This window comes from Rhodococcus sp. USK13, assembly GCF_018343855.1.
GTDB lineage: Bacteria > Actinomycetota > Actinomycetes > Mycobacteriales > Mycobacteriaceae > Rhodococcus_F > Rhodococcus_F oxybenzonivorans.
Map to the genome: position 1 here is coordinate 66,264 of NZ_CP069242.1, position 19,305 is coordinate 85,568.

A 19,305-nucleotide genomic window follows, 5' to 3' on the forward strand; every position below is an offset into this window, starting at 1 on the left:
GCCGTGGAGCAATCGACCTGGCCCGACAATGTCAGGTACGCCTTCCTGATCAGCGGCACCTTGTCCGAGCGGGTCATCGCGGCATTCCCTGAATTGGACGTTTCGGGTGTGACAACCGGTGACACCACGCTGTACGGGCGGGTCGACAGCCCGACGGACCTACGGGGAATGCTGGCCCGTTTCGACGCGCTGGGATTGACCGTCATCGAGATGCGGCGGCTACCGGACTGACCAGGGGTCGGGGTTCAATGGTTGGAGGGACCCGGGAGGCGGTGAAGCCGATGTGAGTGGCGAGTTCGAACCGGGCACGGTGTTTGCCGGCTACGTGATCGAACGGGTTCTGGGACGAGGCGGCATGGGCACCGTGTACCTCGCTCAGCATCCGAACCTGCCACGCAAGGTCGCCCTCAAATTGCTGGACTCGGTGTGGGCGAGCGACGAGTACGTCCGCTCACGCTTCGAGTCGGAGGCCGACCACGCCGCGAAACTCGAGCACCCCAACATCGTGACGATCCATGACCGCGGCCGGGAGCGTGGCCGGTTGTGGATCGCGATGCAGTACGTTCCCGGCGTCGATGCGCGGAAAGCCCTCGCGTCCGGCGGACTGGAAGTCGCGCGGGCGATGCGCATCGTGTCCGAGACCGGGAACGCACTCGACCATGCACACAGGGCCGGAATTTTGCATCGCGATGTGAAGCCCGCCAACATCCTGCTGGCCGGAGGTGATCCCGAACGGGTCCTGCTGGCCGATTTCGGCACCGCGAAGGCGCTGGACGAAACACATCAGCTGACCCGGACGGGGATGCTCGTCGCGACGTTGCATTACGCCGCACCCGAGCAGATCGAGGGTGCGACACTCGATCACCGGGTCGACATCTACGCGCTGGGATGCACGTTCTTCCACCTTCTGACCAACGAACCGCCGTATCCGGGCACCACGGCCTCCGCGGTGATGCACGGTCATCTGAACGGTCCGATCCCGAAGCCGAGCAAGGTGCGGCCGGATCTGCCCGCCGGATTCGACGATGTCGTCGCGCGGGCGATGGCCAAGGACCGTGACGACCGGTATTCGAGTTGCCGTGAGTTCAGCGACGCGATCGACGCCGCATCACGCAGCGCACCCGCCCTCCCCCGGCCCGTCCCGGCCCGTCGATCCCGCGGCAACCACCCATGTGAGCGGCGGGACGCTCACCGGGACCGTCCCGGCGCCGAGGCGCCGGCCGTGGTGGCGCAAGCCGGTGGCGGTGACCGCGGTCCTGGCCGGCGCCGTGATCCTGGCCGGTGTCGCCTTCTTCGCATGGCCGGACGAACAGCCGACGAACGAGCAGGTGGTCCTTCCGATCACCGGCCTGGCGAGTCCTGCGGGACTCGCGGTCAGCGACGCCGGGGACCTGTACATCGCGGACAGCTCGGCCCAGCAGGTTGTGCGGGTTCACGCCGGCTCCGGACAGCAAACCGTCCTCCCGTTCACCGGACTCGCGGTGCCGCAGGGCGTCGCCGTCAGTGCTTCCGGTGACGTGTACGTCTCCGATCTGGTGACCAACACGGTGACACTGCTGCACGACGACACCGCATTGCCACTGCCGTTCACCGGCCTGAACCAGCCGTTCGGCGTCGCGGTGGGGCCGGACGGCACCGTGTATGTCGCCGACACGCTGAACAACCGGGTGGTGTCACTGCACGACGTCACGGCGAGCCCCGTCGACGTACCGCTGACGGTGATCGGCCCGTTCACCGTGGCCGTCGACAAGCAGGGCGACCTCTATGTGGGCACCCCGAACAAGGTTCTGGCGTGGAACGCGGCCACCCGCGCGCAGAGCTTTCTGCCCCTCACCGACCTGCAGAGTGTGGGCGGGGTGGCCGTCGACGACAACGGGACGGTGTACGCCATCGACCAGAACCACCACCGCGTGCTGCGACTTCGGGCCGGCTCGGACGAACAGGAAGTTCTGCCGTTCACCGGACTCAGCGAACCCGAGGGCATCGCCGTGTCGAACCGTGGTGACGTCTATGTCGCGGATACCGACAACGGCCGGGTGCTCATGCTTCCGGCCGGCAACTGAGGCCGAAGAGCGTCAGGCGTGGCGCGCCAGGTCGAGGCCGAACGATTCTGCGACGGCGTCGTCCACCCGGCCCTGGTGGTTGGCGAGGAGTTCTTCGCGTTCGTGCGCGGCGAGCCCACCCCAGATTCCATACGGTTCGCCGACCCTGAGTGCATGCTCGCGGCACTCGACCAGCACGGGACAGCCGCGGCAGGTCTGTTTGGCGCGGAAGTCACGCAGTTCGCGTGCCCGGCCGCGTTCGCGGTCGGGATGGAAGAAGTGTGACGATTCGTAGCCGCGGCAGGCGGCGTCTCGTTGCCAGTCCCACACTTCGGCGACCGGAACGGGAAGACTCAGCCGATTGGACATTGCACTCCTCCAGATACTTGTGAGCCGTCATGAGCGAGCCCGAGCAGGTGCTCGCGAGCCAGGTCGGCGGCGCCGACGATGCCGACGTTCGCGCCGAGTTCGGCCAGCCGGACTTCGGCGACAGGCCGGTGTGCGCGTCCGGTGAGGCGGTTCTCGAACGCGGCGGCGGCAGGGGCCCGAAGCAGTTCGCCCGCTTCACACACCCCTCCGCCGATGATGAAGAGGTCGGGATCGAAGAACGCGGCGATGTCCGCCATGCCGTGTCCCAGCCAGGAGCCGATCACCCGAAAACACTCGAGCGCCGCTGCGTCGCCGTGCTGTGCTGCGGCGGTCACGTGGTGTCCGGTGATAGCCTCGGCGCGTCCACCTGCGCGGGCCAGGAGTTCCGCGGCGAATTCGGGTGAGACCACCGCGAGGTCCTGCGCCTCCCGCACGAGCGCGCGTCCACTGGCGTAGCGCTCCCAGCATCCGTTGTTCCCGCAACCGCAGCGGCGGCCGTGCGGTTCGACATTGAGGTGACCGAACTCCGCAGCCACACCGAAGCGTCCGCGGTGCAGAACGCCATCCACGATGATCCCGCCGCCGATCCCGGTTCCGACCGTGAGCACGACAACGGTACGACCGGTGCGTCCGGCCCCGAATCGCGCCTCGCCCCAGGCGGCGGCGTTGGCGTCGTTCTCGACGATGGTCGGCAATCCGCAGGAGGCCTGGACGACTTCACCCAGAGGCTCGTTGCGCCAGGCGAGATTCGGGGCGAAGAGCACGGTGCTGAGGTCGGCGGCCACGAAACCTGCCGCGCCGATACCGACCGCCTGCACGGGATACGTGGCCGCCAGTTCACGCACGAGCTCGGCGATGGCGTTTTCGACTTCCCGCGCATCGTGGGACGGGGTGTGCCGACGCTCCATCCGGTGGATGACTCCGTCGCCGTCCACGACTCCGGCCGCGATTTTCGTGCCACCCACGTCGATGCCGATCGTCAGAGCCATGGTTCCTGTCCTCCATACGAGTGAGCGGTGTCACGCTGACAGTAGAGGAACTTACGACCGACATCAATACATACTTCCGTCTTTCTGCGAACAAAGCCGATCTGGCCCGACTTCCGCGGTCTCCTGGGAGGTGGCACCATTCATCCGTGACCTTCGCCCATCGTCTGCGTCCGCGCCTCGTCCAGGAGCGCGAGTCGGTTTCGACGCTCGAGCTGTTCTTCGACCTCGTGTTCGTGTTCGCGATCACCCGCGTCACCGATTTCATGGCGGACGACCCCACCGGGGTCAATCTGCTGCGCGGCTCGCTGGTGATCGCCGTTCTGTGGTGGAGCTGGGTGGGATACGCGTGGATCTGCAACCTCGTGCGTGCCGACGAAGGGGTCGTGCGGGTGGTGATGTTCGGTGCGATGGGTGGCGTCTTCATCACCGCGCTGACCATCCCCGAAGCATTCGACGATCTGGCCGGTGGGCTGGACGGCCCCGTCGTCTTCGCCCTCGGCTACTTCGTGGTGCGGTCCCTACATCTGCTGATGTTCTGGGTGATCAGCCGCGACGATTCCCAGCTCCGCGGACAGGTGCTCCGATTCACGCCGAGCATGCTGATCGGCACCACATGCCTCCTGATCGCCTCGCAGCTCACCGGGACCGCGCAGACAGTGATGTGGTTCCTGGCCCTCGCCGGGGACTACATCGGCACCCTCATCGGGGGAACCGGGTGGCGGCTACGATCGGTCGCCCATTTCGCGGAACGGCACGGACTCATCATCATCGTCGCTCTGGGTGAATCGATCGTGTCCATCGGCATCGGCGTCGCGGACCTCCCGATCTCCTGGGCCATCATCGTGGCGTCGCTGCTCGGCCTCGCGGTGTCGGGGCTGCTGTGGTGGTCGTATTTCGACGTGACGTCCCTGGCCGTGGAGCACGCATTCGAACGGGCGACGGGTGCCCGTCAGATCCGGATCGCCCGCAATTGCTACAGCTTCCTGCATCTTCCGATGGTGATCGGTGTCGTGATGCTGTCGCTGGGGCTGAAGAAGATCCTGTCGTATGTCGGCGACGGTAACGATCACCGGCTGACAGACCCTCTGTACGGCTGGCCGCTGATCGCACTGTTCGGTGGCGCCGCGCTCTACCTGTTCGCGCTGGTGTGGTTCAAGGCGTACGCCACCGGGTCGGTGACGGTGCCCCGGGTGGTCGCGGCGGTCATCCTGCTCGCACTGATCCCGCTCGTCTGGCACGTTCCCGCCCTCGCGACGCTGGGGATTCTCACCGCGGTCCTCCTCGCGCTGATCGGTTTCGAGATGATCCGCTACGACGAGCCCCGGGACCAGATTCGTCACGCCCACCCGTGAGCACTTGTTAACACTCCGCGGTGGATATGTACGCACGGGCTGTCACCAGTTCGTGAAGAACAGGTGATTGACGGCCAGTGCGCCGAGTGCCTGTAGCGCAAGCCAGAACCGGTGACTTCGCCGCGGCAACAGCGCGGGGGCGGCGAGGAGCCACACCGCGAACGGCAGCCAGATGCGTTCGGTTTCGGCTTTGCTCAGCGCGCTGAGGTCCGCGATCACCACGGCAAACAGGGCGGCGACCACCAGCACGTTGACCGGGGACAGCTCCTTCAGCCGCGGCCATGTGAACACCCGAGGGAGGGCGGCCGGTACCGCCACTCCGACGGCGCACACGAGGGAGGCGAAGTTCGCCCATGCCCAGTACCGGAATGGCCGATCCGACGCGATGCCCTCGTAGTAGCGTTCCTGCACCAACACATAGCCGTCGAACCACCAGAAGCCGTACGCAGTGAACACTGCCGCCACCGCAAGGGCACCGACCAAGGCGCCGGCAAGCGGCCGCGCCGTGCGGGCGATCACCAGGACGGCCAACGCGGGCAGCGCCATCAGAACCAGCCCGTAACTGAGATAGATCCCGAATCCGAGCAGCACACCGCCACCGACCCCGGCTGTGGCCGGGAACCGGACCGCGCGCCGGGCGGACAGGGCGAGCAAGGCGATCCCCCACGCCACCACTCCCGCGAACAAGGCGTCCGCGGACACCGCCACCCAGATCGCGGTGGGCGCGAGCACGAGGAACGGGGCCGCGCGCCGAGCCATCGACTCGTCGCCCAGCGCCCGGATGGTGACGATCACGGCAGCGGCCGCGCTCGCCCCGACCACGACACACAACGCCGAGGCCCAGGTGCCGCCGCCGAGGCCGATCCGGTCGAGCCAGACGAACGTCAGGAGCGCACCCGGCGGATGCCCCGACACGTGGGTGGTCCACGAGTCGAGTCGGTTGTCCAGAATCCGTTCGGTGAAGCCGTCCAGCGTCGCCGGGATGTCGGTGATCCGGGGAACCTCGTGCAGATATTCGTCCTCGGACGTCAATCTGCGAACGAACCCGCGCTGCCAGCCGTCCACCATCGCCAGCGACATCGCCCATGAGGCGGAGACGAGCCACGCTCCCAGCGTGAGGTGCCGCCACGACAGCCGCGAGGCCAGGCCCGGACCCCACATCGCGACCGCCACCGCGAGCACGATCGCCACCGGGGTCCCCCAGCCGACGTGCACGTCGCGGAACCCGAACAGCGGAGCGGCGTCCGCGAAGTCCCGCACGCTCTCCGCCGACCGGTGAACAATCGCTGTCATCGTCTCGTTGCCCAGGCGCGGGACGACGAACGCCGCGGCGACGAGGAGCAGCGCGATCCCGGCAGCCGTCAGATCCCGGTACGCGAAGCGCCGTTCCGCTGCTCGCTGCTCGGGTCCGATGACGTCATCTCCTTCGGCGAAAGTCGCACTCGCGCCCAGCATAACGACGGAGGATGTCTCTATGACCGCAATGAGTTCCACCGAACGCCCCCGTGCGGAGGTTGCCGTCATCGGCGGGAGTGGCTTCTATTCCTTTTTCGACGAAGGAGCAGCGGAGGTCGAGCTCGTCACCCCCTATGGCAGCCCGAGCGCCCCCATCACGGTGGGCGAAGTGGACGGCAGGCGGGTTGCCTTCCTGCCGCGGCACGGTCGGCGACACGAGTTCGCTCCCCACACGATCCCGTATCGCGCCAATCTGTGGGCGCTGCGCACGCTGGGTGTGCAGCGGGTGTTCGCACCGTGCGCCGCCGGGAGCCTCGTCACCGACTGGGGCCCCGGAACGCTGGTGATCCCCGACCAGCTGGTCGACCGCACCAGTGGCCGCACCCAGACGTACTTCGATGGCGGCGCCATCCACGTGCAGTTCGCCGATCCGTACTGCGCCGACCTGCGCAAGGCGGCCCTGCGGACCGGCACGGTCGACGGTGGGGCGCTGGTGGTGGTCGAGGGCCCACGCTTCTCGACCCGGGCGGAAAGCCAGTGGTTCGCACGGCAGGGCTGGTCACTGGTGAACATGACCGGACACCCTGAGGCCGTTCTGGCCCGGGAGCTCGAGATGTGTTACGCCACCATCGCTCTGGTTACCGACCTCGATGCCGGGATCGACGCCGGGGACGGTGTGCGCGCCGTGGATGTGTTCGCGGAATTCGAACGCAACCTCGGTTCGTTGACATCACTGGTTCACAAGGCGATCGCCGCTGCGCCGGAAGGTCCGTGCGACGCCTGTCGCGTGCACGAGGGCGCGACCTTGCCGATCGAACTGCCATGACATCTCGACGGGTACTGCTCACGGGCGCAGCAGGATTCATCGGCAGTCACGTCTCCACGGCTCTGCAGGATGCGGGACACGAGGTGGTGGCGGTGGACGCACTGTTGCCGTCCGCGCACGGCGCCGACGCGGACGTTCCGGACGGTGTCCGGCACATCGATGTCCGCGACCAGGCAGCCATGATCCGACTGCTGAACGGCATCGACGTGGTGTGCCACCAGGCCGCGGTCGTGGGGGCAGGAGTGGACGCGCGCGACGCCTCTGCATACGCCAGTCACAACGACTTCGGAACGGCAGTACTCCTGGCCGCGATGTACGAGACCAAGTGCACCCGAATGGTCCTCGCGTCGTCGATGGTGGTGTACGGCGTCGGGCGCTATCGCAACCGGCGCGGCGATGATGTCGAACCGGCACCACGCCGTAGGACCGATCTCGACTCGGGAGTGTTCGACCACGTCGATCCCGACACCGGGGAGCCGCTCGAGTGGGCTCTCGTGGACGAGGATGCGCCGCTGCGTCCGCGTAGCCTCTATGCCGCCGGCAAGGTGGCCCAGGAGAATTACGCACTTGCCTGGTCGCTGGCCACGGGCGGATCCGTCACCGCGCTGCGCTACCACAACGTGTACGGCGACGGGATGCCTCGCAACACGCCGTATTCCGGTGTCGCGGCGATGTTCCGGTCGTCTCTCGACGCCGGCGACCCACCTCGGGTGTTCGAGGACGGACGGCAGACACGAGACTTCGTCCACGTCCGGGATGTCGCGGCGGCGAACATCGCGGCACTCGACGCGGAGTTACCGGAATTTGCGGCGTTCAACGTGTGTTCGGGTCAGCCGATCACGATCGGTGAGGTGGCCACGACACTGGCTCGTTCCTGCGGCGGGCCCGAGCCTGTCGTCACCGGGAAGTATCGCCCCGGGGACGTCCGGCACATCGTTGCCGATCCGCGAAGAGCCGAGCAGGTGCTGGGGTTCCGGGCCCGGATCCGGCCACACGACGGACTCACCGCCTTCGCCCACGCACCGCTGCGCAACGCCCGGTCGGTCGGTTCTCCCCATGTCTGAGGGCGACACCATCTCTCCCGCGGACGTCACCGTCGTGATTCCCTGCATGAACGAGGCGGGATCGTTGCCGGGCGTACTCGCCGCGATCCCACCGGGTTACCGAGTGCTGGTGGTGGACAACAATTCCACCGACGGAACCGCTGACGTCGCCCGGGCGCACGGTGCGTCCGTCGTGGCCGAAACCAGGCCCGGGTACGGCAGCGCCGTCGACGCGGGCATGGAGGCCGCACGGACACCGGTGGTGTGTGTGCTCGACGGCGACGGTTCGATGGACCCACGCGAACTCCCCACACTCGTCGCGGCCGTGGAATCCGGTGCGGATCTCGCCGTCGGGCGCCGCCGCCCGGTCGAACGTGGCACCTGGCCCTTGCACAGCCGGATCGGCAACGCCGTCGTCGCCGCCCGCCTACGACGCCGCTACGGCATCCCCGTCCGCGACCTCGGTGCGATGAGAGTCGTTCGGCGGCAAGCACTTCTCGACCTCGGTGTCGGCGACCGGCGTTCGGGCTACCCACTGCAGCTCCTCATCCTCGCCGGCCGCGCGCACTGGCGGATCACCGAATGTGACATCACCTACCGACCGCGCACCGCGGGTTCGTCGAAGGTGTCGGGGTCGGTCAAGGGCACGCTGCGCGCCGTCCACGACTTCTGGAGGGTGATGCGGTGAGCGTCGGCGTGGCCGTTCTCGTGGTCGCGAAGGCCCCGGTACCGGGGTTCGCGAAGACTCGCCTCGCCCGGGAGATCGGAAACGCCGCGGCCGCAGACCTGGCGGCGGCGTCACTACTGGACACTCTCGACGCGGTCACCTCGACCGAAGTGACCCATCGTGTCGTGGCCCTGACCGGTGATCTCGCACGGGCGACGCGGAGCAGAGAAATCAAGGCAGCGCTGAAAGGCGTCACCGTCCTCGAACAGCGCGGCGGCAGTTTCGCGGAACGCCTGGTCAATGCCCACGCCGACACCTTCACGATGACCAACTCACCGGTTCTGCAGATCGGGATGGACACGCCGCAGGTCACCGCGCATCTGCTCACCGACGCGGCCGCACTACTTGCCGACGAGACACCGACGTGCGTGCTCGGGCCCGCCGAGGACGGCGGCTGGTGGGCTCTGGGCGTACCCGACCCCGGGGTCGCGGAAGTGATCCTCCCGGTGCCGACGTCGAGTTCCGAAACCGGACGGAAGACCTATGAGGCGCTGATCGCCGCGGGCGCGTCGGTGCGCCTGCTACCGACCTTGCGCGACGTCGATCACGCCGCCGATCTCGGACCCGTCGCCGCGCAATGTGCACTGGGAAGCCGCTTCCGCACCTGTGAGTACTTATTAACATTCCGCGGTTAATAAGTACTCACGGGTGGGGACGAGAGGAGCGGCCTGAGGAACGGTGCGATCCGGTTCTCGATGGCCGCGTTGTAGGCGGCAGGTTGCTGGATGGGATTGGCGTGCCCGATCCCGTCGAGCTTCGCGACGAGCAGCGTGCCGTCCACGCCGCCGGACTGCTCCACGAGTATGCGTTGGGTGTAGTCGACGTCGACCACAGGATCGAAACGACCGTCCCGCGGGCGAACGAAAACGACTGCCGGCAGGGGCTTCCCATCCCGCTCCACGGCAAGCGACTTCAGATTGTCGATGGCACCGGAGGCGACGATCACCGTGAACTGGGACTCGATCAAGCCGTTGCTGGCGGCATCATCCGAGAACACCTTGTCGTGCAGGACCTCCTCGACGACGCTGCCGAACGCGGACAGGTCGACACGCGGATACCAGGAGTTGCTGTCGAGGAAGCGGTCCTTGCGGGCGGCTGTTTCGACCAGCACACGAAGGCTCCTGCTCTCCCGCGCGCCCGGCAACCAGCCGATCCACCGCAGCATGTCCTCCCCGGCGTCGCGCGCATCTCCCCGCACCGCGTGCAGGTCGACCGGTGTGCAGTCCAGAACGACCCCTGACAGCACGGTGTCGGAGTCCTCGTAGATGTGCTGAGCCACCTCCAGCGCGACCACCCCACCCATGCTGTGCCCCGACAGGATGATGTTGTCGGTTCCCGTGGCGGCGGCATGGTCGACGATCAGGTCGCTGATCACCTTGGTGTCGATACCGCTGTTGTCATATTCCACTGCCCACACCTGCCCGAGCTCGGTGTAGGCCCCGAGCGACCGTGCCGTATCCGTGGCGTCGACGTTGCCCAGCCCGACCATGTCGACCACGGCTGTTTTCTGATCGGCCGGATTCTTCGCCTCGTAGACGTCGTGGACGGCGGGCACGGTCTGGGCCAGCCGCTCCCTCTCAGGATGCACGTCCTGGACCCAATATTGCCCACCGACGATGAGCACGGGCACCATCGACAGTCCGAGCCACATCAGAATCCGGCGAGTGCGGCCGAAGCGGCGCCACGAGTGTCCCGGGCGGGATCGGCGCAACTGCATTTTCCGTCGGGCATCACTCCAGTCGCCGACGGTGGACGGGGGGCGAGGGACGTACTGTTGCATCTCTTCCGACGATACGCGTGCCGGTTATCGACAGTGATCACGCAGCGACGGAGACGTCCGTGCGTTCCCCTGCCCCGCGCAGCCCGGCCCGCCCTTCCCACATCCTGCACAGGACGATGGCGAGTCCGACGCAGGCCCAGCCGGCGAGCACGTCCACCACATAGTGTTCGCCGCCGTAGACGAGCGCAAACGCCATCGCCAGTGGGTACAGCACGAGTGGAATACGCAGCCACCACCTGGTGGTCAGCGGCCACAATGCGATCGCGACCAGGAAAGCGAAACCGGCGTGCAGCGAGGGCATTGCCGCCACCGGATTGCCTTGTGCCTCCAGCCACCGCGTGCTCACGTCCAGCGGAACGATGCCGAATCCGAAACCGGCGACCCGGCCTACGGGATCATCGATCGCGCCCACCTCGGCCGCAAACCACGGCGGCGCGGCCGGCAGCAGGATGTAGGTGGTCAATCCGAGGTACGAGAGCACCAGCACCCGCCTCATGTATTTCGCCCAGATCGGCCGGGAGTATGCGTAGAAGACCGCCGCCACCAGCCACGGCACCAGGAAATGACTGGTGTAGACGATGCCGGTGAGCAGAGTCCACCACGGTGGCACACCGTGCGGCCCCAAAAGATGGTCCTGCAACCAAACCGTTGGGATCGTGCCGCCGAACAGCCAGCTCTCCGCGGTGACCAGTTCCGTGACGCGGATGGGCATTCCGAGTTCGTCGGCGACCCCCCGGCTGAGGTCGTACACCACCAGCGCGGCAATGAGCGGGAGCCAATCGGTCAGTACCTTCAGGTGTTCACGCCAGCTGCGGTCGATGGTGAAGGCGATCAGCCCGGCGATGATCCAGGCGGCCTGATAGAGACGATCGGTGGGCAGGCCGACGAACCAGACGACGAGCACCAGCGCCGACAGGTACGAGAACCACACCACCTGCCGCAGTCGGATCCTGCGCCGCGACGTTTCCTCGGCCTCGGTCGGTGCGGCCCGGAAGAACTGCTCCTTTACCCAGTCGTTCACGTGCACCCCACCTTCGAGCCCGGTTAATCGATGCTACGCACCTGTCATCGTCACCGGGCTCGGTCAGGAGCGATCCGTCTCGGGCGTGTCGAACGATCCGTGCCGCCCCGCCCCGGCGGCGAACCGCGACGCACCCTCGACTGTTCCGTTCGCCAACGAGGTTGCGCCGTGGCGTAGTTCCGCCAGGAGCGCGATCTCCTCGGAAAGGCCGTGCTGTTCGAGGACCGACAGCCGGTCTTGCCGCATGCATACCTGCGGGAAGGCAGCGATGTCGGCGGCGAGTTGCTGCGCCGCCGAAAGCGCGTCACCGGCCGGGACCTTCCGGTTGACCAGCCCGATCAGGAGGGCTTCATCGGCGCCGACGGAACGGCCGGTGAGAATCAGATCCATCGCGCGACTCTCACCGATGAGCCGCGGGAGGCGAACCGTTCCCCCGTCGATCAGGGGGACACCCCAGCGACGGCAGTAGACCCCGAAGATCGCGGTCTCGTCGGCGACCCGCATGTCGGCCCACAGTGCCAATTCGAGTCCACCGGCCACGGCATGACCCTCGACCGCGGCGACGACGGGCTTGGACAGCCTCATGCGGGACACCCCCATCGGGGCGTCACCGTCCGGGGCGACCCGGTTACCCCGGCCTGCGCTGATCGCCTTCAGGTCTGCCCCTGCGCAGAACGTCCCGCCCTCACCGTGCAGAACTGCGACGGAGGCGTCTTCGTCGCGGTCGAAGTCGCGGAAGGCGTCGGCGAGTGCCTCGGCGGTGGGCCTGTCTACCGCGTTGCGCACTTCCGGCCGGTTGAGACTGATCGTCGTGACCGGGCCGTCCCGTCGGACGAGTACCACGTCGGAAGCCATCGGGTGCGCCTTTCCTCGCTGGTCCGGCCGACGTTAGCACCCTTGACGGAAGAACGGAACGGGTGTTCACTTCTTCGATATGGCCTATCGACGCACTCCTGCGGTCCAGGAAAGACTGGACGCCCTCCGTACCACCCTGATCGACTCCGCACTCGGGTTGATCGCCCGGCACGGCTACGCAGGGTGCTCCATCTCGGCCGTCGCAGCCGAGGCAGGAGTGGGCACCGGCACCGTCTACCGCCACTTCGCGAACAAGGGCGAATTGTTCGCCGAGGTCTTCCGGATCGTGTGCAGCCGCGAGGTGAGCGCTGCGGTCCAGGCCGGCAACTCCGCGCAATCCACCGAAGGGCGCTATGTCGCAGCAGTGTCGGCCTCTGTGCACACCTTCGCCGAACGCGCCCTGCGCGCACCGACACTCGCCTACGCACTGCTCGTCGAACCCGTCGACCCCCAGGTGGACACGGAGCGACTGCTGTTCCGTGAATCGTTCCGCGATGCGCTGGCAGTCGCCATCGCCGCCGCCGTCGAGGCCGGGGAAATCCCGGATCAGGATGCGTCGGTGACCGCAGCCTGCATCGTCGGGGCCATCGGCGAGGCCCTGATCCTGCCGCTGGCCCGCGGAGCCGGCGACTCCACCATCATCCCCGCCCTGCTCACCTTCACCCTTCGATCTCTCGGGAGCCCGACATGACCGTCACGCACGAGGTTTTCAATCAGGTGCCACCCCTCACCGACTTCGATGCGGCCTACTACCCGCCGATACTCGAAGCGCTGCAACGGGAGGGCGCACACGACGCGCTCGAGGAACTCCACGACCTCGGGCGGTTGGCGGGCAGCGAGGAAGCGCAGCGGTGGGGCGACCTCGCCGAAGCGCACCCACCCGTGCTGCGCACGCACGATCGTTACGGTCACCGCATCGACGAGGTGGAGTACGACCCGTCGTATCACCGGCTGATGACCACCGCTGTCGAGATGGGGTTACACGGCAGTCCGTGGGCGGATCCGAATCCGCATGCTCACCTGATCAGAGCGGCGAAGATGGCGGTATGGGGACAGGTCGACGCCGGGCACGGCTGCCCGATCTCCATGACCTACGCCGTCGTTCCCGCGTTGCGTCACAACCCCGAAATCGCCGCACGATACGAACCCCTGCTCACCTCCCGCGTCTACGACCCGGTGTTGCGTCCGCCCCTCACCAAGGCCGGGCTGATCGCCGGAATGTCGATGACGGAGAAGCAGGGCGGCTCCGACGTCCGCGCGGGCACCACCCGCGCGGTGCCACAGTCCGACGGCAGCTACCTGCTGACCGGGCACAAGTGGTTCACCTCCGCGCCGATGTCGGACCTGTTCCTGGTCCTCGCTCAGGCCCCGGGCGGCCTGTCGTGTTTCCTGCTTCCCCGCGTCCTCCCGGACGGTGGCCGGAACCGAATGCACCTGCAGCGCCTCAAGGACAAGCTCGGCAACCACTCGAACGCGAGTAGTGAGGTGGAGTACGACGAGGCCGTGGCGTGGCTCGTCGGTGAGGAAGGCCGTGGTGTTCGGACCATCATCGAGATGGTCAACATGACCCGCCTCGACTGCACGATCGGGACTGCCACCGGCATGCGGGTCGGCACCGCGCAGGCAGCGCACCACGCCGTGCACCGCAGCGCGTTCGGCGCCCATCTGGTCGATCAGCTCCTGATGCGAAATGTGCTCGCCGACCTGGCGGTGGAGTCGGAGGCGTCCACCACGGTCGCACTGTGGCTGGCCGCACTCACCGACCGCGCGACGGCCGGTGACGAACAGGCGACGATGCTGCGCCGGATTTCCCTGTCGGTGAGCAAATACTTCGTCTGCAAACGCGGGCCGATCCATGCGGCGGAAGCCCTGGAATGCCTCGGCGGCAACGGTTACGTCGAGGAGTCGCGGATGCCGCGGCTCTATCGGGAGGCGCCCTTGTTGTCGGTGTGGGAGGGCTCCGGCAACGTCGCCGCCCTCGACACCCTACGGGCGATGGCGAAACAACCGGAGTCGCTACAGGTGTTCTTCGACGAACTCGACTCCACTGCCGGAGTCGATTCCCGGCTCGATACCGCGGTCGCCGAGCTGAAGTCGAGTTTCGGCGACCTGGACAGCCTCGAGCACCGCGCCCGCCGGGTCGTCGGCGACATGGCACTCGCCCTGCAGGGTTCACTCCTCGTCCGCCACGGACATCCGGCGGTGGCCGACGCCTTCTGCGTCAGCAGGTTGTCGGGAGACTGGGGCACCGTGTTCGGGACACTCCCGACGGGCATCGACACCGCGGCGATCATCGACCGCGCCACCCCCAAGGTCGGGTCGTGACCGACTACGAGAACCACGCCGGCATGCGTCCCGGCGCGTGGCGGGAAGGCTGGGACGAGGGAGCCGATTCGCTGTTCGCGGACCGGGAACAGGCCGAGGACCACACCGAGTACCGCACACTCACCTACGAGGTGACCGGGCGGATTGCGCGGATCACCTTCAACCGGCCGGAGCACGGCAATGCCATCACCGCGGACACCCCGCTCGAGCTCGCCGCCACCGTCGAACGAGCGGACCTCGATCCCCGCGTCCACGTCATTCTGCTGTCGGGACGCGGGAAGGGGTTCTGCGGCGGATACGACCTCGGAGTGTTCGCTGAGAGCGGCGGCAATCCGGGAGACGGACCGGACAGGACCACCGGCACGGTGCTCGATCCGATGGTGCAGGCGCGCAATCACAATCCGTTCGGCCACTGGGATCCGATGGCGGATTACGCGATGATGAGCCGTTTCAATCGTGGGTTCGCGAGTCTGCTGCATTCGAACAAACCGACCGTCGCGAAATTGCACGGCTTCTGCGTGGCGGGCGGCACCGACATCGCCCTGTACTGCGACCAGATCATCGCGGCCGACGACACGAAGATCGGCTACCCCCCGACCAGGGTGTGGGGGGTGCCTGCCGCCGGGATGTGGGCGCACCGCCTCGGCGATCAACGGGCCAAGCGACTACTGCTGACCGGTGATTGCCTGAGCGGAAAGCAGGCAGCCGAGTGGGGGCTGGCGGTGGAGTCTGCGCCCGCCGAGGAATTGGACCGGCGCACCGAGGACCTCATCGGCCGGATCGCTCAGATGCCGATCAATCAGCTGATGATGGTCAAGCTCGCCTTGAACAGCGCTCTCCTCGCCCAGGGGGTGGCCAACTCGGGCATGATCAGCACCGTGTTCGACGGCGTGTCCCGGCACACGCGTGAGGGATACGCGTTTCAGTTGCGTTCGGCCACCGCAGGATTCCGCGAGGCCGTTCGGGAACGGGACGAACCGTTCGGTGACCACAAGCGGCGACAGTTCGATCAGCCGTAGGCGCTGTGCCCGCGCGAACAACGAACGTGAGTGCCGAAGTACGGCACTTCGGCACTCACCTGTCTCACGCGCAGTCGCGGCAGATCAGCTGGCCACCCTCGTCCGAGGCGAGTCGGGAACGATGGTGCACCAGGAAGCAGCTACTACAGGTGAACTCGTCGGCCCGTTTCGGAACGACCCGTACCGTGAGTTCCTCACCGGACAAGTCTGCGCCGGGCAGTTCGAAGGACTCCGCGGTGTCGGCCTCTTCCACGTCGACGACGGAAGATTGCGACTCGTTCCTTCTCGTCTTCAGTTCTTCGAGCGAGTCCTCCGCGAGTTCGTCGTCGACGGTAACCCGTGGTGCGTCGTAGTCGGTTGCCATGACTTCCTCCCTTCGGCTCGGGTCTCCCCTGCCGGACATTCCCGCGCTTGCGGGGCATGGTTGCTAGACAACGCACCGGCTCCCGATTTTGTTCCCCAACCACCGGTCAATGTCATGCCGCTTGTGGTATGCCCGATCGGGGTACTCCTCAATCAACCGACAGGAAAGTGATCGAGGCGATGACGAGCCACCGTGACGAGCCCCTGAACCGCGATCCGGGACCGGTGCCACCGGGGCCTGAACCTCCCGAGCCGGAACCGCAGCCGCCGATACCGCCCACTCCGACGCCGCCTCATCCGTTCCCGCCGGAGCCCGGACCGGAACGTCCGCCCGAACCCGAGCGGCCACCCGAACCCGGACCCGGACCGCAACCACCGGGACCCCAGCCACCCGGACCCCAGCCACCCGGACCCCAGCCACCCGGACCCCAGCCACCCGACCCGATGCCGCCGTACCCGCCGCAGATGTAAGTCTCACTCGGTCTGATCGCCGAGCCGTGTCAGCGCGACCAGCGTGCGCACACCGTGCATCATCGCGCGTTCGTCGAGCCGGAAACCGGGCTGGTGCAGTTCCTGACGTTCGCCGACGCCGTCCCAGACGCCGAGGCGGGCCATCGCACCGGGAACCTGCTCGAGGTACCACGCGAAGTCCTCCCCGCCGCTCGACTGCTCGGCTTCCGCGAGGTGATCGAACCCGACCACGGACTCGATCGCTTCCCGTAGGTCCGCCGTGCAGTCGGGGTCGTTGACCACGGGTGGCACGCCCTGCAGGTAGGAGAGCTCGTAGCGCACGTGGTAGGGGGCGAGTAGTTCCCCGATCGTGTCGGTGACCAGGGGCTCGAGGTTGGCCCAGGTTTCGTGGGACGCACTGCGGAGGGTCCCGACGAGTTCCCCCGACTCCGGCACGGAATTGCCGACCTGACCGGCGGACACCTTCCCCCAGGTGAGGACCGTCGCCGTACGGGCGTCGATGCGGCGGTCGAGCACAGAGGCCAGCCCGGTGATGAGTACCGCACCGGCGTGGATCAGATCGCCCGTCAGGTGTGGGCGCGCGGTGTGTCCGCCCTGCGACCAGAGGCGCACGGTCACCGATGCGTTCGACGAGGTGATGGGACCGCTCCGGGTGGCGAGCTTCCCGACTTCGAGGTTCGGGTCGCAGTGCAGGGCGTAGATCTTGGAGACCCCCTCCAGTGCGCCGGCGGCGATCGTGTCGACCGAACCGCCTGGCGTGGTTTCTTCCCCGGGCTGGAAGATCAATCGCACTCGGCACGTCGGTGGGTACTTGACGAGGACGGCGGCGGCGCCCATCAGCATTGCGGTGTGCGCGTCGTGGCCGCAGGCGTGCGAAACCCCGGGCACAGTGGATTGGAATTCGAGACCGGTCGCCTCGGTAATCGGCAACGCGTCCAGATCGGCGCGCAGGGCGATGCAGTGTTCCGTCTCGGGTCCGATATCGCACCACAGTCCGGTTCCACCGGGCATGAGGACGGGCTCCACACCGAGACTCGCAAGGTGATCGCGCACGACCCGAGTTGTTCGTCGCTCCTCGAACGACAGCTCGGGATGGGCGTGGAGATCTCTACGCCACGCGAGCAGCTGCTGTTCGTCGAGTTCTCCTGACCCGGTCCAGGTCAGCTCGGATTCGCTGCCCCGCCGGGCGAATCGCGCGGCCCAGTGCCTCCGCGGGCGGGTCGCCACGCTCGAGTGCGAGCGTTCCGCGTGCACGCTCGGCACCAGGGTTTCGCCCTCGGGAAGCGGTGACACCCGGTCGGCAGTCTCGGCGAGAAGCTGGTCGACGACGTCGGTCAACCGATTCCGTCGTTGGAATGCTTGACGCTGACGGGCAGCCGAGCTTCCCGTCGCGAGGGCGGCGGCAGACAGTTCGCGGACGGTGTCCCAGTCACCTGTCTCCTCGAGCTGGGGCCTCAAGGAGCGCACGAAGTCCTCAACGATGTCCGCGGCGGGACGCGAGCGCGGAACCGTGACGTCTACCAAGTCCGCTTCCAGGCCGGAACGCGCAGCCCGCCAGAGCGCCGCCCGGGTCATTGTCGGGACGATCTTCAGACCCTTGTCGCCGGCCCGCAACCCTTGGACCTCCCGTTCGACGAGGGCGCGGAAGAGGGCCGCGACAAGGATGACTGTGTCGAGTCGCGGGCAGCTGTCACACACCCGCAGTTCCAGCGTCGGAAGCTTGGCCGAGGGGCGGATGTCGAAGTACGCCATGCCGGGGTCGCTGATCACGCCGCTCGACACCAGGTCGTCGATAAGGGTGTCGTACTCCGCGGCCGAGGAGACGGGCGCCGCCGGACCGGTACTCGGCCACCGCAACCACAGCAGGGTCCGCGCGCTCGCGTAACCGGTGTCCGAACCGTCGGCCCGGAACGGGGAACTCACACTGAGCGCCAGGAAAACCGGCAGGTACGGAGCGATGCGGTTGGCCACCTGGACGGCCTCGTCCCGGTCGGGCACATCGACATGCACCTGGGTGCCGCAAATCAGTTGTTCGCGGGCGAGCATCTGATAGTCGGCCAGCATGCGCTGGTAGCGCAGCGACCCTGTCACCTGCATCTCCGTCGGAAGGGCGAGTGGCATCGCTCCGGCGGCCGCCACCCCGACACCGAGCCCCTCGGCCGCGTCGACGAGCAAGGAGCGGTGCCAGGCCAGGTCGGACCTCAGATCGGCAAGGTCGGTGAACACACCACTGTTGACCTCCACCACACACCGCTGAAGCTCGTCGACGTAGGCCTCGTCGGGCAGTCGCGCCAGCAGTTCCGGCGCACGGGTCGTCAGGCGCCGAGTCTTCAAGTCGATGAGGTGAAATTCTTCCTCGACGCCCAATTTCCTTGGGCTGCTGGCGAGCACGGTGGGGTCTCTACTGCTTCGATACGCCCTCGGTGTCATCGAAGAACGACCATTCGCCGTCGTGCTCGACTTCCATCCGCCACCCGAGTTCGCTGTTGTCGGCCCGGACATCGACGAACCACGCGTGCGCGTCGTCGGCTGCGTCGATCTCTCGGGTCTCTACCACGTCACCTTTGGGGTCGATTACTCGATAAGTCGCCATGGTGTCGGTATTCCCCGAGCGCACCGATCCGAACCAAGGTCGGAATATCCGGCAGGCTCCCACCGTTACCACACT

The 19,305-nt window shown here is 67.1% G+C and carries 18 protein-coding genes and 1 pseudogene; 10 read left to right on the plus strand and 9 right to left on the minus strand.

Going from position 1 to position 19,305, the window contains the following annotated elements; all coding sequences use genetic code 11:
* Positions 1-3 precede the first annotated feature (3 nt).
* Together JQT59_RS03020 and JQT59_RS37965 are read left to right on the plus strand one after the other, a co-directional pair.
* The gene (locus JQT59_RS03020; protein ID WP_109326312.1) at positions 4-231 is read left to right on the plus strand and encodes a DUF8691 family protein; all 228 of its coding nucleotides are present in this window, start codon (positions 4-6) and stop codon (positions 229-231) included.
* Between the two features lie 52 nt (positions 232-283).
* A pseudogene (locus JQT59_RS37965) lies at positions 284-2,063 on the plus strand (protein kinase domain-containing protein).
* Between the two features lie 12 nt (positions 2,064-2,075).
* On the opposite strand, the gene JQT59_RS03030 reads toward JQT59_RS37965, so the two are convergent.
* On the minus strand, positions 2,076-2,411 hold the full coding sequence (locus JQT59_RS03030) for a WhiB family transcriptional regulator (protein WP_109326306.1): 336 nt from the start codon (positions 2,409-2,411) through the stop codon (positions 2,076-2,078).
* Positions 2,396-3,400 (minus strand): ROK family glucokinase, encoded by a 1,005-nt coding sequence (locus JQT59_RS03035; RefSeq protein ID WP_213574460.1) that lies wholly within the window; start codon positions 3,398-3,400, stop codon positions 2,396-2,398. The genes JQT59_RS03030 and JQT59_RS03035 overlap by 16 nt, the downstream gene beginning before the upstream one ends.
* Before the next feature lie 146 nt (positions 3,401-3,546).
* On the opposite strand from JQT59_RS03035, the gene JQT59_RS03040 reads away from it, so the two are divergent.
* Positions 3,547-4,752: a low temperature requirement protein A gene (locus JQT59_RS03040; RefSeq protein ID WP_213574462.1), complete on the plus strand. Its 1,206-nt coding sequence runs from the start codon at positions 3,547-3,549 to the stop codon at positions 4,750-4,752.
* Between the two features lie 42 nt (positions 4,753-4,794).
* Here JQT59_RS03040 and JQT59_RS03045 read toward each other — a convergent pair whose 3' ends face one another.
* Positions 4,795-6,207 (minus strand): hypothetical protein, encoded by a 1,413-nt coding sequence (locus tag JQT59_RS03045; RefSeq protein ID WP_213574464.1) that lies wholly within the window; start codon positions 6,205-6,207, stop codon positions 4,795-4,797.
* A 19-nt stretch (positions 6,208-6,226) separates the two neighbouring features.
* Between JQT59_RS03045 and JQT59_RS03050 the strand changes: the two genes are divergently transcribed.
* From JQT59_RS03050 to JQT59_RS03065, 4 genes are read left to right on the plus strand one after another with little or no spacing between them, the layout of a single operon-like run.
* Positions 6,227-7,033 (plus strand): S-methyl-5'-thioadenosine phosphorylase, encoded by an 807-nt coding sequence (locus JQT59_RS03050; RefSeq protein WP_213574466.1) that lies wholly within the window; start codon positions 6,227-6,229, stop codon positions 7,031-7,033.
* Positions 7,030-8,097: an NAD-dependent epimerase/dehydratase family protein gene (locus JQT59_RS03055; protein WP_213574468.1), complete on the plus strand. Its 1,068-nt coding sequence runs from the start codon at positions 7,030-7,032 to the stop codon at positions 8,095-8,097. Before JQT59_RS03050 ends, JQT59_RS03055 begins: the two co-directional genes overlap by 4 nt.
* Complete coding sequence (locus JQT59_RS03060) at positions 8,090-8,764, plus strand: glycosyltransferase family 2 protein (protein WP_213574470.1); 675 nt, start codon at positions 8,090-8,092, stop codon at positions 8,762-8,764. Before JQT59_RS03055 ends, JQT59_RS03060 begins: the two co-directional genes overlap by 8 nt.
* A complete protein-coding gene (locus JQT59_RS03065; RefSeq protein WP_213574472.1) occupies positions 8,761-9,438 on the plus strand; it encodes a TIGR04282 family arsenosugar biosynthesis glycosyltransferase in 678 nt (225 codons plus the stop codon). The genes JQT59_RS03060 and JQT59_RS03065 overlap by 4 nt, the downstream gene beginning before the upstream one ends.
* Here the strand turns inward: JQT59_RS03065 and JQT59_RS03070 are convergent.
* The 3 genes from JQT59_RS03070 to JQT59_RS03080 all read right to left on the minus strand — a co-directional run bounded on the left by JQT59_RS03070 (position 9,435) and on the right by JQT59_RS03080 (position 12,459).
* Positions 9,435-10,583, minus strand: a complete 1,149-nt coding sequence (locus JQT59_RS03070) for an alpha/beta fold hydrolase (RefSeq protein WP_213574474.1) — start codon at positions 10,581-10,583, stop codon at positions 9,435-9,437. The two genes, JQT59_RS03065 and JQT59_RS03070, sit on opposite strands and share 4 nt — an antisense overlap.
* Positions 10,584-10,620: 37 nt before the next feature.
* Positions 10,621-11,532, minus strand: coding sequence for a phosphatase PAP2 family protein (locus JQT59_RS03075; protein ID WP_502939836.1), 912 nt, complete (start codon positions 11,530-11,532; stop codon positions 10,621-10,623).
* A 135-nt stretch (positions 11,533-11,667) separates the two neighbouring features.
* Positions 11,668-12,459: a crotonase/enoyl-CoA hydratase family protein gene (locus tag JQT59_RS03080; protein ID WP_213574476.1), complete on the minus strand. Its 792-nt coding sequence runs from the start codon at positions 12,457-12,459 to the stop codon at positions 11,668-11,670.
* 79 nt (positions 12,460-12,538) lie between these two features.
* Here JQT59_RS03080 and JQT59_RS03085 point away from each other — a divergent pair, with 79 nt between their 5' ends.
* From JQT59_RS03085 to JQT59_RS03095, 3 genes are read left to right on the plus strand one after another with little or no spacing between them, the layout of a single operon-like run.
* The gene (locus JQT59_RS03085; RefSeq protein WP_213574478.1) at positions 12,539-13,150 is read left to right on the plus strand and encodes a TetR/AcrR family transcriptional regulator; all 612 of its coding nucleotides are present in this window, start codon (positions 12,539-12,541) and stop codon (positions 13,148-13,150) included.
* Entirely contained in the window at positions 13,147-14,784 is a 1,638-nt protein-coding gene (locus tag JQT59_RS03090; RefSeq protein ID WP_213574480.1) for an acyl-CoA dehydrogenase family protein, read from the plus strand. Before JQT59_RS03085 ends, JQT59_RS03090 begins: the two co-directional genes overlap by 4 nt.
* A gap of 23 nt (positions 14,785-14,807) precedes the next feature.
* Positions 14,808-15,803, plus strand: coding sequence for a crotonase/enoyl-CoA hydratase family protein (locus JQT59_RS03095; RefSeq protein WP_502939838.1), 996 nt, complete (start codon positions 14,808-14,810; stop codon positions 15,801-15,803).
* A 64-nt stretch (positions 15,804-15,867) separates the two neighbouring features.
* Here the strand turns inward: JQT59_RS03095 and JQT59_RS03100 are convergent, their stop codons facing one another.
* The 3 genes from JQT59_RS03100 to JQT59_RS03110 form a co-directional block, all read right to left on the minus strand.
* Positions 15,868-16,167: a DUF4193 domain-containing protein gene (locus JQT59_RS03100; protein WP_109326292.1), complete on the minus strand. Its 300-nt coding sequence runs from the start codon at positions 16,165-16,167 to the stop codon at positions 15,868-15,870.
* 473 nt (positions 16,168-16,640) lie between these two features.
* A complete protein-coding gene (locus JQT59_RS03105; RefSeq protein ID WP_213574484.1) occupies positions 16,641-19,028 on the minus strand; it encodes a glutamate--cysteine ligase in 2,388 nt (795 codons plus the stop codon).
* Positions 19,029-19,038: 10 nt separating this feature from the next.
* The gene (locus tag JQT59_RS03110; protein WP_109326290.1) at positions 19,039-19,230 is read right to left on the minus strand and encodes a hypothetical protein; all 192 of its coding nucleotides are present in this window, start codon (positions 19,228-19,230) and stop codon (positions 19,039-19,041) included.
* Positions 19,231-19,305 lie beyond the last annotated feature (75 nt).

What these genes read in the sequence shown, in the direction of transcription:
- JQT59_RS03090 (WP_213574480.1), top strand. Translation starts at nt 13,147, where the DNA reads ATGACCGTCACGCACGAGGTTTTCAATCAGGTGCCACCCCTCACCGAC.
- JQT59_RS03035 (WP_213574460.1), bottom strand. Translation starts at nt 3,400, where the DNA reads ATGGCTCTGACGATCGGCATCGACGTGGGTGGCACGAAAATCGCGGCC.
- JQT59_RS03095 (WP_502939838.1), top strand. Translation starts at nt 14,808, where the DNA reads ATGCGTCCCGGCGCGTGGCGGGAAGGCTGGGACGAGGGAGCCGATTCG.
- JQT59_RS03045 (WP_213574464.1), bottom strand. Translation starts at nt 6,207, where the DNA reads ATGCTGGGCGCGAGTGCGACTTTCGCCGAAGGAGATGACGTCATCGGA.
- JQT59_RS03070 (WP_213574474.1), bottom strand. Translation starts at nt 10,583, where the DNA reads ATGCAACAGTACGTCCCTCGCCCCCCGTCCACCGTCGGCGACTGGAGT.
- JQT59_RS03100 (WP_109326292.1), bottom strand. Translation starts at nt 16,167, where the DNA reads ATGGCAACCGACTACGACGCACCACGGGTTACCGTCGACGACGAACTC.
- JQT59_RS03080 (WP_213574476.1), bottom strand. Translation starts at nt 12,459, where the DNA reads ATGGCTTCCGACGTGGTACTCGTCCGACGGGACGGCCCGGTCACGACG.
- JQT59_RS03110 (WP_109326290.1), bottom strand. Translation starts at nt 19,230, where the DNA reads ATGGCGACTTATCGAGTAATCGACCCCAAAGGTGACGTGGTAGAGACC.
- JQT59_RS03030 (WP_109326306.1), bottom strand. Translation starts at nt 2,411, where the DNA reads ATGTCCAATCGGCTGAGTCTTCCCGTTCCGGTCGCCGAAGTGTGGGAC.
- JQT59_RS03050 (WP_213574466.1), top strand. Translation starts at nt 6,227, where the DNA reads ATGACCGCAATGAGTTCCACCGAACGCCCCCGTGCGGAGGTTGCCGTC.
- JQT59_RS03055 (WP_213574468.1), top strand. Translation starts at nt 7,030, where the DNA reads ATGACATCTCGACGGGTACTGCTCACGGGCGCAGCAGGATTCATCGGC.
- JQT59_RS03085 (WP_213574478.1), top strand. Translation starts at nt 12,539, where the DNA reads ATGGCCTATCGACGCACTCCTGCGGTCCAGGAAAGACTGGACGCCCTC.
- JQT59_RS03060 (WP_213574470.1), top strand. Translation starts at nt 8,090, where the DNA reads ATGTCTGAGGGCGACACCATCTCTCCCGCGGACGTCACCGTCGTGATT.